The organism is Streptosporangium sp. NPDC004379, from assembly GCF_042873875.1.
GTDB lineage: Bacteria > Actinomycetota > Actinomycetes > Streptosporangiales > Streptosporangiaceae > Streptosporangium.
Genome location: NZ_JBIAMC010000016.1, coordinates 24,888 through 40,574, shown reverse-complemented (window position 1 = coordinate 40,574; position 15,687 = coordinate 24,888). Strand labels below are relative to the sequence as shown.

Annotated in this window: 13 protein-coding genes; 6 read left to right on the top strand and 7 right to left on the bottom strand. The window is 72.5% G+C overall.

Going from position 1 to position 15,687, the window contains the following annotated elements:
• Window positions 1–52 precede the first annotated feature (52 nt).
• Window positions 53–1,285: a PP2C family protein-serine/threonine phosphatase gene (locus tag ACFYSC_RS28890; RefSeq protein ID WP_389967959.1), complete on the bottom strand. Its 1,233-nt coding sequence runs from the start codon at window positions 1,283–1,285 to the stop codon at window positions 53–55.
• A gap of 330 nt (window positions 1,286–1,615) precedes the next feature.
• On the opposite strand from ACFYSC_RS28890, the gene ACFYSC_RS28885 reads away from it, so the two are divergent.
• The 6 genes from ACFYSC_RS28885 (at window position 1,616) to ACFYSC_RS28860 (ending at window position 6,636) form a co-directional block, all read left to right on the top strand.
• Window positions 1,616–2,731: a S1 family peptidase gene (locus tag ACFYSC_RS28885; protein WP_389967957.1), complete on the top strand. Its 1,116-nt coding sequence runs from the start codon at window positions 1,616–1,618 to the stop codon at window positions 2,729–2,731.
• A gap of 390 nt (window positions 2,732–3,121) precedes the next feature.
• Window positions 3,122–3,709: a snapalysin family zinc-dependent metalloprotease gene (locus tag ACFYSC_RS28880; protein ID WP_389967955.1), complete on the top strand. Its 588-nt coding sequence runs from the start codon at window positions 3,122–3,124 to the stop codon at window positions 3,707–3,709.
• Between the two features lie 219 nt (window positions 3,710–3,928).
• Entirely contained in the window at window positions 3,929–4,666 is a 738-nt protein-coding gene (locus ACFYSC_RS28875) for a PadR family transcriptional regulator (protein ID WP_389967953.1), read from the top strand.
• Window positions 4,667–4,795: 129 nt separating this feature from the next.
• Window positions 4,796–5,470 carry a class I SAM-dependent methyltransferase gene (locus ACFYSC_RS28870; protein WP_389967951.1) on the top strand — a complete coding sequence of 225 codons (675 nt, stop codon included), beginning with the start codon at window positions 4,796–4,798 and terminating at the stop codon, window positions 5,468–5,470.
• An 81-nt stretch (window positions 5,471–5,551) separates the two neighbouring features.
• Window positions 5,552–5,986 (top strand): CBS domain-containing protein, encoded by a 435-nt coding sequence (locus ACFYSC_RS28865; RefSeq protein WP_389967949.1) that lies wholly within the window; start codon window positions 5,552–5,554, stop codon window positions 5,984–5,986.
• 206 nt (window positions 5,987–6,192) lie between these two features.
• Window positions 6,193–6,636, top strand: coding sequence for an SRPBCC family protein (locus ACFYSC_RS28860; protein ID WP_389967947.1), 444 nt, complete (start codon window positions 6,193–6,195; stop codon window positions 6,634–6,636).
• 75 nt (window positions 6,637–6,711) lie between these two features.
• Here ACFYSC_RS28860 and ACFYSC_RS28855 read toward each other — a convergent pair whose 3' ends face one another.
• The 6 genes from ACFYSC_RS28855 to ACFYSC_RS28830 all read right to left on the bottom strand — a co-directional run bounded on the left by ACFYSC_RS28855 (window position 6,712) and on the right by ACFYSC_RS28830 (window position 15,571).
• Window positions 6,712–7,287 (bottom strand): FxsA family protein, encoded by a 576-nt coding sequence (locus tag ACFYSC_RS28855; protein WP_389967945.1) that lies wholly within the window; start codon window positions 7,285–7,287, stop codon window positions 6,712–6,714.
• Between the two features lie 167 nt (window positions 7,288–7,454).
• Window positions 7,455–8,198, bottom strand: a complete 744-nt coding sequence (locus tag ACFYSC_RS28850) for a polyprenol monophosphomannose synthase (protein WP_389967943.1) — start codon at window positions 8,196–8,198, stop codon at window positions 7,455–7,457.
• A complete protein-coding gene (gene lnt / locus ACFYSC_RS28845; protein ID WP_389967941.1) occupies window positions 8,198–9,931 on the bottom strand; it encodes an apolipoprotein N-acyltransferase in 1,734 nt (577 codons plus the stop codon). Before lnt ends, ACFYSC_RS28850 begins: the two co-directional genes overlap by 1 nt.
• 598 nt (window positions 9,932–10,529) lie before the next feature.
• Window positions 10,530–12,857 (bottom strand): HelD family protein, encoded by a 2,328-nt coding sequence (locus tag ACFYSC_RS28840; RefSeq protein WP_389967939.1) that lies wholly within the window; start codon window positions 12,855–12,857, stop codon window positions 10,530–10,532.
• 345 nt (window positions 12,858–13,202) lie between these two features.
• Window positions 13,203–13,679: an Lrp/AsnC family transcriptional regulator gene (locus ACFYSC_RS28835; RefSeq protein WP_389967937.1), complete on the bottom strand. Its 477-nt coding sequence runs from the start codon at window positions 13,677–13,679 to the stop codon at window positions 13,203–13,205.
• A 77-nt stretch (window positions 13,680–13,756) separates the two neighbouring features.
• A complete protein-coding gene (locus ACFYSC_RS28830; RefSeq protein WP_389967935.1) occupies window positions 13,757–15,571 on the bottom strand; it encodes an ATP-binding protein in 1,815 nt (604 codons plus the stop codon).
• Window positions 15,572–15,687: the final 116 nt, after the last annotated feature.

Sequence of the window (15,687 nt, the reverse complement as noted above, 5' to 3'; positions counted from 1 at the left end):
GGCGACGGTGACCGTACGGCGGAGCGCCGGAGTGCCTCAGAGGCGCGGCGCGTCAGAGGCTCAGTCCCCCCTGGGCGGAGCCACGCCACTCCACGAGCAGGACGGTGGCGTCGTCCTGCAACTTGTGGTCGTGGTATTCGAGCAGCTGGTGGATGAGGCGTCGCAGGGTCTCGGGAATCGGCAGCCCGGCGGCGTTCTGCCGGACGACGAAGTCGATGAAACGCTCCAGCCCGAACTCCCGCCCCTCGTCGTCGCGGGCCTCGATGACGCCGTCGGTGTAGAACAGCAGCCGGTCGCCGGGTTCCAGCTGTTCCGTGCAGATGGTCACCGGCAGGCCGAGATCGAGGCCCATGGGGTGCGCGGGAGGGCAGTTCAGGGTGCCGACCCAGCGGCCGTCCCTGATCAGCACCGGCGGGTGGTGCCCGCGGTTGATCCACGTCAGCTCGCCGGTCGAGGTGTCGAGGTGGGCCAGGATCGCGGTGGCGAACCGGTTGGCCCGGCCGAACTGCTCGACCAGGGCCCGCTCGATGTTCTCGCTCGTCCTGACCAGGTCGGCTCCCCGGCGGCGGCTGTGGCGGCAGGCGGAGACCGCGAGGCTGGCGGTGATCCCGGCGGCGGTGTCGTGCCCCATGGCGTCGAAGATCGCCAGATGCACCATGTCGCCGAAGACGGCGTAGTCGAAGGCGTCCCCACCCACCTCGTAGGCCGGCTCCTGGGCGGCGCTGACCGCCACGTCCTGGTTGGCGAACGTGTTCAACGGCATGAGGTTCTGCTGCATCTCGGCCGCGACGTTCATCGAGCGGGTGCGCACCAGCCGGGCGTAGGAGTCGCTGGGACCGCGCTTGCTCTCGACGAGCAGGGCGACCAGCGACGCGAGGGCCTTGGCGTCGGAGAGGGCCTGGTCGTCCGTGACCCGGGCGCTGACGCGGATGACGCCGAGGCGTTCGGCGCCGTCCAGCAGCGGCACCCACCACCACTCCACCTCGTCGTCGTCGCCGATCTTCGGCAGGATCCGCACCTCCTGGAAGGCCCGGCCGGCGAGGGTGCTGTCGACGCGCAGCTCCCCCGGCTCGGAGCCCTCGTTGTGCGCCGTGTCGAGGCTGTGACCGGTCATCAGGCGCAGGACCTGCTGCTGGAGATCGACGATGTAGATCTGCACGTCGAACAGGCCGGCGCGGGCGGCGTGCTCGTTGACGAGGGTGGGCAGCCGTTCGAGCGCGACGAGGTGGCTGGCGGCCAGCAGGCCGGTCAGCATCCGGGCGGTGTCTCTGGGAGAGTCGGTCATCTGGCTCCCGTCTGGCGTGGGCGGTCCGCGCGTCCGCGGCCTCTCTCCGGGAGGTCGCGGCCCCGCCGACGGGCGGGTGGACGGAACACCTGACGCGAAGCTGCCCCGAAACCAGCGGGCTATGTGAAGTTCTCCTCTACCTGAAAAATAGCCGAAATCATGACATGTTTCCTCATTGGCGACATCTCACCTGGAGTCCGTCCGGAGGCGGACCCGGTGGACCCGGTGGACCCGGCCGGGAGCCCATAACACGGCGATAGGGGATTTTTGGCAGATCCCGCCGGGGCGCTCCGGCCAATACTTTGACAGCACCCCTCACAAGGAGTGCTGATGTTCAGTCGACGTACCCTCCTGACCGGAGCCACCGCCGCCCTGGCCCTCGCGGCCACCCTGTCGCCCACCGCGGCACAGGCCGCCCCCGCACCCCTCCCCCCGGCCGCCATGGACGCCCTCCAGCGCGACCTGGGCATCACCGCCGAGCAGGCCGTTCAGCGGCTCGCCAACGAGTCCCGCGCCATGGGCGTGCAGGCCAACCTGACCAAGGCGCTCGGCGCCAAGTACGCGGGGGCGTGGTTCAACGCCGACGCCTCGCAGTTCATCGTCGCCACCAGCGACGCCGCCCAGGCCCCCACCATCAAGGCCCAGGGCGCCCAGCCCGTCGTCGTCGGCCGCTCGCTGGCCGACCTCGACGCGGTCAAGGCCAAGCTCGACCAGGCCCCCGAGGCCGCCAAGGCCAAGGCCGCCCTGTGGTACGTCGACGTCCAGGCCAACAGCGTCGTGGTCCAGGCCGCCGACCAGGCCGCCGGAGAGGCCCTCGTCGCCGCGGCCGGCCTGAACCGGGACGCGGTCCAGGTCAAGGTCAGCGCCGAGCAGCCCCAGACGTTCATGGACCTCATCGGCGGCAGCGCGTACTACATCAACGGCACCAGCCGCTGCAGCATCGGCTTCGCCGTCACCCGGTCGGGCAGCCCCGGCTTCGTCAGCGCGGGCCACTGCGGCCGGACCGGCTCCACCACCACCAACCCGTCCGGCACCTTCGCCGGCTCGTCGTTCCCCGGCAACGACTACTCCTACGTCTCCACCCCGGGTCACAACCCCACGCCGTACGTGCGCGGCTCCGGCGGTTCCCTGGTCACCGTCCGCGGCTCGTCCGTGGCGGCGATCGGCGCCTCGGTCTGCCGCTCCGGCTCCACCACCGGCTGGCACTGCGGCACGATCCAGCAGTACAACTCGACCGTGAACTACGCGCAGGGCACGGTCTACGGCCTGACCCGCACCAACGTGTGCGCCGAGCCCGGTGACTCCGGCGGTTCCTTCATCTCGGGCAACCAGGCCCAGGGCATGACCTCCGGCGGCTCGGGCAACTGCTCCTCCGGCGGCACGACCTACTTCCAGCCCGTCAACGAGGTCCTCGGCGCCTACGGCCTCACCCTCAGGACCGGCTGACAGTAATACTGCGACGCTGCGCGTCGCGGCTCGGGGTAGCGCTCGTGGCGACGCTGGCGCGTCGTGGCTCGGGGGCTGGTAACCGGTGTCTTCCCTCGTCACTCCGTCGCTTCGCGGCTGCGTTCCTCAGTCCAGACACCGGCGCCCCCGAGCAGCTCATGGCGACGCTGGCGCGTCGCGGCTCGGGGGCTCTTGACCCGGTGCCTTCCCTCGTCACTCCGTCGCTTCGCTCCTCCGCTCCTCAGTCCAGACACCGGCGCCCCCTCGCGGGGCCCAGACACCGGCGCCCCCTCGCGGGGTCCGGGCAACGGCACCCCTCGTAAGTCCCCCGTCAGGGTGAGGTTTCCTCGCCCTGACGGGCACCCCCCAACGGCCGAGGAGGCCTCCCAGATGTCCAGGATCATCCGCACCCTCGCCGCCCTCCTGGTAGGGCTCGCCGCCCTGGTGGCGATCTCACCCGCCTCGTCCGCGTCATCCGCCTCGTTCGCGCGGGCGGCCGGGGCGGACGCCCGGCAGGCGGTGGCCGTGCGCGTGCTGCGCTACGACGCGAGCCGGGCCGCCGAGTTCCGCTCGGCGGTCGACCAGGCCGCGCAGATCTGGAACTCCAGCGTGTCCAACGTGCGCCTGGTGGCCGGTACCCCTGCGGACTTCGTCGTCCTGGCCGACGACGGATGGCCCCGCACCCAGCCGGTCAGCCTGGGCCGGGGGACCATTTGGATGGGCAGGCAGGCCACCGCGGAGGGCCACAACCCGCTGCGGATCGCCGCCCACGAGATCGGTCACATCCTGGGCCTGCCGGACCGGCGCACCGGTCTGTGCACGGACCTGATGTCCGGCGCGAGCGCGGGCACGAGCTGCACCAACCCCTACCCGAACTCGACCGAGAAGGCCCAGGTCAACCGGAACTTCGCCGGCTTCGCCCCGGCGATCCGCTTCGGCGAGATCTACGTCGACAGCCCTGAGGCCGCCCTGAGGTAATACTTCTCAGCCCTTCTCGGCGGCGACCCGGCGTCCCCTCCCGGCGGCCGGCCCGGACGACCCGTTCGTCCGGGCCGGCCGTTCGCATGCCCGCACCCGCCCTCGTCCGCATGCCCGTCCCCGTCCCTTCTCCCCCTCCCCGGTTCCGGCTCCGGCGGGTGGCTCCGGCGGATGGCCCTGGCCGGTTTTCTACTCGTGTGCGTATACTCGTAGACGAGTATGAAAGTGAGGGCGGACATGGCCAAGCGCCGCAAGGTGAGCAACATGCTCGGCCTGGCCGTGCTCTCGGCGGTCGTCGCCAAGCCGATGCACCCCTACGAGATCGCCTCGGTGCTGCGCGAGCGCGGCAAGGACCGGGACATGAGGATCAAGTGGGGTTCGCTCTACACCGTGGTGCGCAACCTGGAGAAGCACGGCTTCCTCGCCGTGGCCGGGACCGCCCGGGACGGAGCGCATCCCGAGCGCACGATCTACCGCATCACCGACGCCGGGCGCCGGGAGTACGCCGACTGGACCCGCGAGCTGCTCGCCGATCCGGAGCGGGAGCAGCCGAGGTTCGAGGCCGGGCTGTCGGTGATGGGGGTGATCCACCCGGACGAGGTGGCCGTCCTGCTGCGGCGGCGGCTCGACGCGCTGGAGCGCGAGATCGGCGAGCAGCGGGAGACGCTGGCCGGATGCACCGGAGTGCCGCGGCTCTTCCTCGTCGAGGCCGAGTTCGACCTGGCCATGCGCGAGGCCGAGGCGGCCTGGACCCGCTCGCTGCTGGAGGAGCTCGTCACCGGGTCCTTCCCGGACCTCGCGACGTGGCGGGAGTGGCACGAGACGGGGCAGGTGCCGGCGGAGATCGCCGCCCTCATGGAAGGGGACGGTCCGGCGGACCGTCCCGGCGGGAAAGAAGGCCGGCCCGCGAGGAGACCGGCCCGAGAAGAAGAGAAGGGACCCGGCGGGGTGCGGTAACACCGCCGCCGGGTCGTCGCCCTCGAACCGATGTCCGCGGAACGGAACCCGGCCACGAGGTGGCAACGGCAACGATAGCCGGGTTCTCCGGGGAGCGGTTCGGACACCCCATCCGAAACCGGAGGAATCATGGAGAACACCCATCTCACCCAGACCCAGGCCCGGCAGATGGAGGGCGCGATGGCGCGGTGGTACGCCCGCCAGCGCGCCTCGGCCCCCCAGCTCGCCGCCGTCCGCCGGCACGCCGCGCGGCTCGCCGGCGACCTGCCCGCCGGGGCCGCCGTACTGGAGGTGGCCCCGGGCCCGGGATACCTGGCCGTCGAGCTGGCCGGGCTCGGGTTCGCGGTGACCGCGCTGGACCTCAGCCGCACGTTCGTGGAGATCACCGCCGAGAACGCCCGACAGGCGGGCGTGCGCGTCGCCGTGCACCACGGCGACGCGGCCGACCCGCCCTTCGCCGACGGGTCCTTCGACCTCGTCGTGTGCCAGGCCGCCTTCAAGAACTTCGGGCGGCCGGTCCGGGTCCTGGACCAGATGCACCGCGTCCTGCGCGACGGCGGGACGGCCGTGATCCACGACATGAACAGGGGCGCCTCCTCCGCCGACATCGACGAGGCCGTCGCCCTGATGAGGCTCACCGCGATGAACGCCCTCCTGACGCGGATCACCCTGAGAGGGCTCCGGAACCGCGCCTACTCCCGGGAGCGCTTCGAGGCCCTCGCGGCCGTGAGCGCCTTCGGGACCTGCGACGTCCGGGCCCAGGGGATCGACATCGAGGTCCGGCTGACCAGACACGCCGCCTGACTCATCCGGCGAGCGGCGACTAGGCCGACATATGGGTATAAACCCCCTCGAAAGCATCGACCGACATCTCGGGGGGCCTCGATGAGCACAGCGGAAACCGGAAAGAAGGCCCGGGACGTGATGCACCAGGGCTGCAAATGCGTCGGTGAGCACGAGAACCTGCGTACGGCCGCGCGGATGATGCGCGACATGGGCGTCGGCGCGTTGCCGATCTGCGGCGACGACGACCGGCTCAAGGGGATCATCACCGACCGCGACATCGTGGTGAAGTGCTGCGCCGAGGGCAGGGACCTCGAACGGACCACGGCCGGCGAACTGGCCCGCGGACTGGTGTGGGTGGACGCCGACACCAGCGTCGAGGAGGCGCTGAGCAAGATGGAGGAGCACCAGATCAAGCGGCTGCCGGTGATCGAGGACCATCGCATCATCGGCATGATCAGCGAGGCCGACCTGGCCAAGGAGCTGCCCGACGGCAAGCTGGCCGAGTTCGTCCACAGTATCTACGCACGTGCCTGACCGGGCCGCCCGGCAGGCGCGCGAGGGACCCCGGCCGGCCGGGGTCCCTCCTCGCGAGGACCACGAAGACCGGGCGAACCGGGAGATCTGACAGGTCCGGGAGATCCATGCGGACCGGATGGTGCGGGATCGGCGAGGAGAGGAAAGGGATCGCACATGCCCGAGACGAGCTCCGGGGGACTTCGCCCCGCCGGAGGTGTCCCCCGATGACCGACGGCGGCATCGGCGTGTCCGTGGAGGCCGACGCCCACCCCGAGCGGGTGTTCGCCGTACTGACCGACTGGCCGCGCCACCGGGAGTGGATGGTCCTCACCCGGGCCCGGGTGACCGGCGGCGACGGCCGGAGCGCCGGAAGCCGTCTGGCGGCCTTCACCGGCATCGGCCGTCTCGGCTTCCTCGACACCATGGAGATCACCGAGTGGGACCCGCCGCGGACCGTCGCGGTCCGGCACACGGGCGGGCTGGTGCGCGGCACCGGGGTCTTCCGGGTGCTGCCCCGCGACGGCGGGGGCAGCACGATCGTCTGGGAGGAGAAACTGGACCTGCCGCTCGGCGCGGCCGGGCGGCTGGGCTGGGCCCTGCTCAGGCCGCTGAACGCGGTGCTGTTCCGGCTCTCGCTGCGCCGCCTGGCCGCACTCAGCCGCCGATGAGGCCGCGGCGCGAGTCGCGGGCCGGGCCGGGCCGGGCGCTTCCGCCGATCCCGGCTCGGCCCGCGTCCGCCGGGTTCAGCCGCCGGTGAGGTCGCGGCGCGAGTCGCGGACCGGGCCGGGGCCCGGCTCGTCGCGGATCACCTCTCCGTGGATCACCGGGCCGGAGCCGCCCGGACCACCCGGGCCGCGCGTCCCGCCGAACGGCGAGTCCGCGCCCGTACCGAACGGTGAACCCGCGCCGAACGGCGAGCCGAGGACCGGCCCGGCGGCCGACCGGGCGAGGGTGCTGCGGACCCGGCGGGCGAAGAACCAGGCGCCCAGGCGGCGGACCAGCGGCCGGGTGAGGGGCAGCAGGCACAGGAAGCCCGCGATGTCGGTGAGGAAGCCCGGGGTGAGCAGCAGCATGCCGCCGGTGACGACCATGGCGCCGTCGGCGAGCTCACGCTCGGGCATCCGGCCGTCGCGCAGCGACTCCTGCAGGCCGCGCCACGCCCTGCGGCCCTCGCGGCGGACGATCCAGGCGCCGAGGAGGCTGTCCGCCAGCAGGAGGGCCACCGTGGGCCAGCCGCCGATGACCTGCCCCGCCTGGATCAGGACCCAGATCTCCAGGATCGGGACCACCAGGAAGAGCAGGAACAGCACTAAGCGCATCTTTTCCTCAACTCATGTGACAGCCGTACGACTGTGACAACGCGCCGGGGCGTCGCCGCGTTCCGCCGCGTTCCCCGGAGATCCTCCCGGGTCGTTCCGGGGGCCTCCCGGGGTTCCCCCGGAGTCCGGACAGGAGCGCCCGGCACCCGGCGTTCGACACTCGGCGTTCAGCGCGAGCGGCGCAGGCGGCCGGGCAGCCCGGCCAGGCCCCACTGCATGATCCGCCAGAACGCCTCGATCATGATGCCCCGGCTCATCTTGCTGACCCCGGCGGTGCGCTCCACGAACACGATGGGCACCTCGGCGACGCGCAGGCCGTGGCGGACCGTGCGCAGTGTCAGGTCCACCTGGAAGCAGTAGCCCTGCGACTCCACGTCGTCCAGGCCGATCTTCTCCAGGGTGGCGGCGCGGTAGGCGCGGAAGCCCGCGGTGGCGTCGCGGACCGGGATGCCGAGTATCATCCGGGCGTAGACGTTGGCGCCGCGCGAGAGGAACTCGCGGGAGGCGGGCCAGTTGACCACCTCGCCGCCGGGCACCCATCGCGAGCCGATCACCAGGTCGGCCCCGCCGGCCAGCCGCTCCAGCAGCTTGGGCAGTTCCTCGGGCTGGTGGGAGCCGTCGGCGTCCATCTCCACCAGGACGTCGAAGCCCTCGGCCACGCCCCAGCGGAACCCGGCGATGTAGGCGGCTCCCAGTCCCTGCTTGCCGGGCCGGTGCAGCACGTGGACGTGGTCGTCGCCGGCCGCCAGCTCGTCGGCGACCGCCCCGGTGCCGTCGGGACTGGAGTCGTCGGCCACCAGCACATGCGCCTCGGGCACCGCGGCGCGCACCCTGCCCACGATGGCCGGGAGGTTCTCCCGCTCGTTGTAGGTCGGCACGACGACGAGCACCCGGCCCGGCATCCGCTCCATCACGCGTCTCCCACCTGCTGCTCGTCCCTCCCGCCCGCGGAGTGGGCAAGGTTGCGGATCCGGCGCGCCGCGACGGCGGCCACCGCGCCCGCACCCATAAGTATCAAGACCCATTCGGGCAACGCGCCAGCCCTGGTTGCGATGGTCTGTTCACTTCTGACCGGAACAGTCAGTACGTCCATCGCGGGGACCAGCTCGCCGGTGCGCCAGGTGACCTCGCCGTCCGGGGTCACGAGGGCGGAGATCCCGGTGATCGCCGAGGTCACCACCGCCCGGTTGTGCTCGACCGCCCGCAGCTGCGACATGGCGAGCTGCTGGGGCGGCAGGTTCGTCAGCGCGTAGGTCGCGTTGTTGGTCTGCACCACCAGGGGGGTCGCCCCGGTCCTCGCGGTGTCGCCGACGACGCCGTCGTAGGCGACCTCGTAGCAGTTGATCGCCCCGACGGTCACCGGCCCCACCCGGAGGTCGCCGTCGCGGGTGCCGGGCACCGACTGCTTGCCGACCAGGGCGGCCCGCTCGAACAGGGCGAACATGAGGTCCTTGAGCGGGGTGTACTCCCCGAACGGGACCAGCTTCTGCTTGTCGTAGTACGCCCCGGGCCCGCTGACCGGGTCCCACACGATGCTGCGGGTCGCCCGGCCGTCCTCACCGATCCCGACCACCGCGCCGACCAGCACGGGCACCCCGATGTCCCTGACGGCGTCGCCGATCTGACGGCGGGCGGACTCACTGCGGTAGGGGTCGATGTCGGTGGAGTTCTCCGGCAGCACGACCAGGTCGGGTCTCGGCGTCCGGCCCTCCCGTACGGCACGGGCCATCTCGTGGAGCATCCGGGTGTGGTTGCCCAGCACCACCGCGGGCTCGTCACCCAGGAAGCCCATGCCGCGGCCGGGGACGTCGCCCTGGATGACGCCGATCCGGACCGTCCGGCCCTCGTCGCCGTGGCGGGGCACGGCGAACGCCGCGGCCGGCACGGCCAGCGCCCCGGCGAGCGCCAGCGCCAGCGGCGCCCGGACCCGGCGCCCTTCCGGCCCCTGATCAGCCTTCGGTCCCGGCCGCGTCTCCGGATCCCGTTCCGCCGGGGCGCCCCGCTCCCGGGTGCGCCCCTCCCGCGACGCCGGCCGCCACGCCGCCCGCAGCCGCAGCGCGGACAGCGCGAGCAGCCCGCCGCACAGCGCCACCGCGAAGCTCACCAGCGGCGCCCCGCCGACGGCCGCGTACGGGGTGAGGACCGACTCCCCCTGGCTGAAGGCCAGCCGTACCCAGGGGAACCCGCCGAACGGGAACGAGCCGCGGGCCTTCTCCATCGCCACCCACAGCGCGGCGCTCCACAGGGGCCACAGGGGCAGCCGGGACACCAGTGCCGACCCGGCGGCCCAGGCCGCGTAGAAGAGGCTCTCCATGGCCGTCAGGCCCAGCCAGGCGTCGGTCCCGATCGGGCTCACCCAGTGCAGCGCGGGCAGCAGGAAGGCGAGGCCGAGCAACAGGCCCGGCCACACGGCGCGGCGGGCGCGCAGGCCGTGCGCCGCGAGTACGGCGAGCGCCACGCCGAAGGGAGCCAGGAACCACAGCCCGAGCGGCGGGAAGGACAGGAACAGCAGCAGGCCGCCCGAGACGGCCGCCGCGGCGCGGCCGGACACCGGGCGGGCGAGGAGCGCGGCCCACCGGCGGGGCGGCTCCCCCGGCTCCCCCGGCGCGGCCGCCGGCGGAACGGCCGTCTTCTCCTGCACCACGGGCGCGGCTCTCCTTCGGGGCGTCGTGCGGGCACCGGACGCCCGGCCCCTCCGACCGGCCCGTCCGGCCCTTTTCCTAGCCCGAACGGTACCGCCACGGGAGCACGGCGAGGAAACCACGGTCCGGGAAACGGCCCAGAAGGTCAAAAAGGCCCGAAAGGCCCGGGACGCCTCCGGAAACGGCAACGGGGTGATCCCCGGGCGGACGGAGGCCCGCGGGATCACCCCGGCGCTTGCGACGCTCGCACGGGAGCGGGAAGAGGGCCCGGGCCGCCCTTCGGACCGGTTCCGTCCCGTCGGCGGCGGGCGCGGATTGCCGTTGTCTACTGGGTGCCCGGACCCCTCCTGGGTCCAACCCCCCGCCCGGAAGGGGTGCCCCGCCTCGACGGAACGCCGAACCTGCGCCTGGCTGTACGGACGGGGTCTCCCCCGTCACGGGCGCAGGAGGCGGCGATGTCGAAAGGCGGCCAACCGGTCAGTCCCGTGCTGGACTGGGCAGCAAACTACCGACCCCAGCGCAGATGTCAACCGTGTCCCTAACAGCGGAAACATCAAGTTTCCGCAGCTGGGACAGGATCGGCGAGAGCCGTCAATGGTCTCATGTGATCCGATGTACCTCAAGTCGAGAGAGCGCCCCGGGCAGCGGACCGTCGTGGACGACGCCAAGGCGGCGGGTCGCCCTGGTCAGCGCGACGTAAAGATCGCTGGCCCCGCGTGGCGACTCCCCCAGGATCGTCTCCGGATCCACCACGACGACCGTGTCGAACTCCAGGCCCTTGGCCTCGGCGACGGTCAGGACGGCCGCCGGGGCGTCCAGTGCGGCGGCCCCGGGCGTGGTGGCCGCGCCCGGGACCGCCCCCGTGACGAGCTCGCCGTACTTCTCCCGGCCGGTCTCCGGGACGATCACCACCGTGCGGCCCCCCTCCGCGACCTCCGCGGCGACCAGGCCGGGCAGGCGGTCCGCCGGGGAGGCGGCCCAGGGCCGGGCGCCGGTCTCGCGGACCGAGTCGGGCGCGCTCAGGCCGGGGCCGACCAGGGCGAGCACGTCCGCCGCCACGGCCATCAGCTCGGCCGGGGTGCGGTAGTTGACCGTGAGGGTCTCCTGCCGCCAGCGGTCGGCGACGTACGGGCCGAGGACGTCGCCCCAGGAGCGGGCGCCCGCCGAGGAGCCCGTCTGCGCGAGGTCGCCGACGATCGTCATCGACCGGCTGGGGACGCGGCGCATCACCATGCGCCAGTCCATCGCCGACAGCTCCTGGGCCTCGTCCACGATGACGTGGCCGAACGCCCAGGTCCGGTCGGCCGCGGCGCGCTCGGCGGTGGTGAGGTACACCTCGTCGCCCAGGTGGCGGGCGGCGAACCTCTCGGCGTCCATGACCTCCGCCAGGCCGGTCAGCTCCAGCACCTCTTTGGCGTAGGTGAGCTGGTGCTGCCGCTCGTCCTGGGCGGCGGCCCGCGCCAGGGCCTGCTCCTCCTCGGCGAACCACGCCCCGGCCCGCAGCACCGCCGGGTCGATGTCGCCGAGCAACTCGGCGGCCTCGTCCAGCAGCGGCACGTCGGAGGGGGCCCACCAGTCCTCGCCGCGCCGGGGCGGCTCGCGCAGCAGCAGCTCGCGCTCGGCGGCGTCCAGCAGCCCGCCCGCGGCGTACTCCAGCCGCTCACGCGAGGTGAACAGCCCGACCAGGAGCTGGCGGGGGGTGGTGTAGGGCCACAGCCTGTTCAGCGCGGCCTTGACGGGCTTCTCGGTGCGCAGGTCCTCGCGGATGCCGGCCAGCTCGTCGTCGTCGATCACGCCCTTGCCGAGCTGCTTGGCCATCTGCCGGGCGAGGATGTTGAGCAGGTGGCGGACGAACACTGCGCGGGCCTCGTTGTGCGGCCTGCCCGAGCGGGCGGCCCGGTTGCGCGCCGCCTCCAGGGCCCGGCCGTCGAGCCTGAGGACACGGCCGTCGAGGCGGATCTCGACCGGTTTGCGCGGCACCCGCTGCCGCTCCCGTACGGCCCGCGCCACCACCTGGACCATGCGCGCGTCGCCCTTGACCTCGGCGGTCTCCGGGCGCTCCCGGACGGTGGGGACGAGCCCGGGGTACAGCCCGGCGACCGTGGACAGCAGCACGTCGGTCTCGCCCAGCGAGGGGAGCACCTGGTCGATGTAGCGCATGAAGGTGGAGTTGGGGCCCAGGATGAGCACGCCCCGGCGGGCGAGCCGCTCCCGGTGGGTGTAGAGGAGGTAGGCCGCCCGGTGCAGGGCGACGACCGTCTTGCCGGTGCCGGGGCCGCCCTGCACGACCAGCACGCCGTCCAGATCGGAGCGGATGATGCGGTCCTGCTCGGACTGGATGGTCGCCACGATGTCGCGCATCCGCCCGGTCCGCCGGGCGCCGAGGGAGGCCAGCAGCGCCGCCTCGCCGTTGAGGGTGGCGACGTCCTCGTCGGTGAGGCCGTCGAGGTCGAGCAGGTCGTCGTCCACCCCGACCACCGTGCGCCCCTTGGTCTGCAGGTGGCGGCGGCGGGTGACGCCCATCGACGCGGCGGGGGTGGCACCGTAGAACGGCTGGGCCACCGGCGCCCGCCAGTCGATCAGCAGCCGGCGCTGGTCGTCGTCGGCCAGGCCGATGCGCCCGATGTAGAGGGTGCTCTGGTCGCTCTTGTCGAGCCGCCCGAAGCACAGGCCGTTCTCGACGCCCCACAGGCGGCCCAGGCGTTCGGCGTACATCCCGGCGAAGCTGTCGCGCTCGGAGCGGTTCTGGTGCGTGCCGCCGCTCCCGCCCTGCGCGAGCACCTCGTCCAGCTGCCGCTGGGTGCGCTCGCGGAGCACGTCGAGCCGCTCGTAGAGAGCGGAGACGTATTCCTGCTCCCGAGCGACCTCGTGTTGACGGACGGTCGCCGATCCATTATTGTTGATGCTAATGGGATGCTCCGGGCTCATTTGGCTTTTGTGTGACTATTGTGACAGCCAGCCATCTTAGCAGCATCGTTGAGGAACCCGCCTCCACACAGCGATCACAGCTTGGTCTCGCCACCTCCACCCGTTCTCACGGCACGGCTCGCCGCGCCTTCCTCACCGCACACGCGGGAAGGACCGTGAGCCCGCGAAGGACGGAGAAGGACCATGAGGACCGCGAAGGACCGCGAAGGACACGGTGAGCCGTACGAGGCTCCGTGAGACCCTGCAGGCTCCCGTGAGGCCCGGCCGGACCCGTGGAGCGCCATGGGGCCCGGCGGGGCCGAGGCGAGGCTGAGCGGCCACACGGAGCCCGACGGACGGGCCGGATCAGGCGCCCCCGGCGCCCCCGGCGGTCCCGCCGCCCGGCGGCTGCGGGGTCCGGTGCTCGTACGGCGTGCTCAGCACGACCGTCGTCCGGGTCGAGACGTTGGCGGCGGTGCGGATCTGGCTGAGCAGTTCCTCCAGCGCCGTCGGCGACGCCACCCTGACCTTGAGGATGTAGCTCTCGTCACCGGCGACACTGTGGCACGCCTCGATCGCGGCCAGGTGGGCCAGCCGGTCGGGAGCGTCGTCGGCGGCGGCCGGGTCGATCGGCTTGATGGACACGAACGCGGTCAGCGGGAGCCCGATCGCCTCGTAGTCGACCAGCGCGGCGTATCCCCGCACCACCCCGCGTTTCTCCAGCCGGCGCACCCGCTGGTGCACCGCCGACACCGACAACCCGGTCTCCTTGGCGAGGTCGGTGAAACTCATCCGGCCGTCACTCGCCAGCAATGTCACGATTCGGCGGTCGATCTCCTCCACCCGATCAACGGTATCGGCACCCGGCACTCTTCCGCGCCGCCCCCTGGCCATGCCATGGTCCCGACGCCGCCCGCGCCTCAGCCGGTCTCGGCTCGCGCGCCTTCGGCGTTCTCCGGATCACGCGGGCCGTCCGGGCCCTCTGGGCCTTCCGGGCCGGCGGCTTCCGCCCGCGCCGCCTTCCCGTCCACCGCGGTCCCGGCGGAGGGCTTCGCGGTCTCATCGGGGGACGCCGGAGTCCCCTCAGAGGCCAGGGCCGGGGCGGCCCCCCGCCCGGCTCCGGCCTCACCGCCGGAGGCATCCGGGGCGTCAGAGGCATCCGGGGCGTCAGAGCCGTCGGAGGCGTCCGGGATGTCGGCTACCGGCAGTGTGAGGATGAAACGGGCGCCCTCGGTGTACTCGGTGTCCAGCCAGATCCTGCCCTGGTGCTGCTCGACGATCTTCCGGCAGAGCGCCAGGCCGATCCCGGTGCCCTCGTAGGCGTCCCGGTGGTGCAGCCGCTGGAAGATCACGAAGATCTTGTCGGCGAAGTGGGCCGGGATGCCGATCCCGTTGTCGGTCAGGGAGATCCGCCACTCCCCGTCGTCCTTCTCGGCCGCGATCCGCACATGCGCGTGGCGGTCCGGGGAGCGGAACTTCAGCGAGTTGCCGATCAGGTTCTGCCAGAGCATCACCAGCTGGGTACGGTCGCCGATGACCACCGGCAGGTCCCCCACCTCGATCTCGGCGTCCGCCTCCTCCACGGCCGTCGAGAGATTGTCCAGCGCGTGGCCGACCATCTCGTTCAGGCCGGCCGGGACGGGATCCTGTCGGATGCGGCCCACCCGGGAGAAGGTGAGCAACTCGTTGATGAGCACCTGCATCCGCTTGGCACCGTCGACGGCGAAGTCGATGTAGGTGTTCGCCCTCTCGTCAAGCTGACCGGCGTAGCGCTGCTGGAGCATCTGGCAGAAGGATGCGATCTTGCGCAGCGGTTCCTGCAGGTCGTGCGAGGCGACGTAGGCGAACTGCTCCAGCTCGGCGTTGGATCGTTTCAGCTCCTCGGCCTGGGCGGCGAGCTGCTGCCGGGAGCCGCGGGCCTCCTCCAGTTCGGTGACGATCCGCCGCCGCATCGCCTCCATGTCGCTCGACAGCGCCGCCAGGTCGGCCGGGCCGCCGGTGTCGACGTGGTGGGAGAAGTCGCCCCCGGTGACCCTGCGGGACGCCTCGCCCAGGCGTGCCAGGGGGCGGAACACCGCCAGCCGCAGCAGCACCGCGACCGTGACGATCGTCAGGAGGAAGGCCGCCAGGATGATGAAGAACGTGGTGTCGCGGGTCGTGCGGGCCCGCTCCAGCTCGGCGCGGGCGCGGTCCCTGACCGCGCTCCAGGCGGCGTTCTGGTCGTCGAGCGCGCGGCGGACCGCGTCGAAGGCCGTCTTGCTCTCCTCGGCCCGCTCCTGGGTCACGGCCGAGGTGCCGCCGCTCCGTACGGCCGCGATCATCGGCTCGGCGTACTCCGAGCGCCATCGCTCGCTCAGCCGCTGGACCGTCTCCAGGCGGTCCAGCATCCTCTCCCCCGACGCCACCATCCGCACCTGCGCCGCGGCGGTCCGCTGGGCGCTCAGGCCGTCCTCGTACGGCTGGAGGAACTCCTCCTTGCCGGAGAGGACGAACCCCCGCAGGCCGGTCTCCTGGTTCACCAGGCTCGTCTGCATGCGCTCCGCCTGGAGCCTGCCCACGGTGATCTGGTCGATGAGCCGGTTGGACGCCTCGGCCGCGGTGCGCAGCACGCTCGCGCCGAACACCGCGGACACGGCGAGCAGCACGGCCATGGCCAGCAGCACCACGTTGAACCATGTCTGCGCGTTCCAGCGGCCATGCCGGGAACGGGCGGCGCGCGCCTGGTCGGAGGTCATGACGTCTCATCTCAGGGATCCGGCTCGCCGGGGCCGGGGAACACAACGGCTGACGAAAGATACCGGAACGGGGGGCCTTCGCCGTACCCGATCCGGCGTCACGGGTCCGGGGCGGG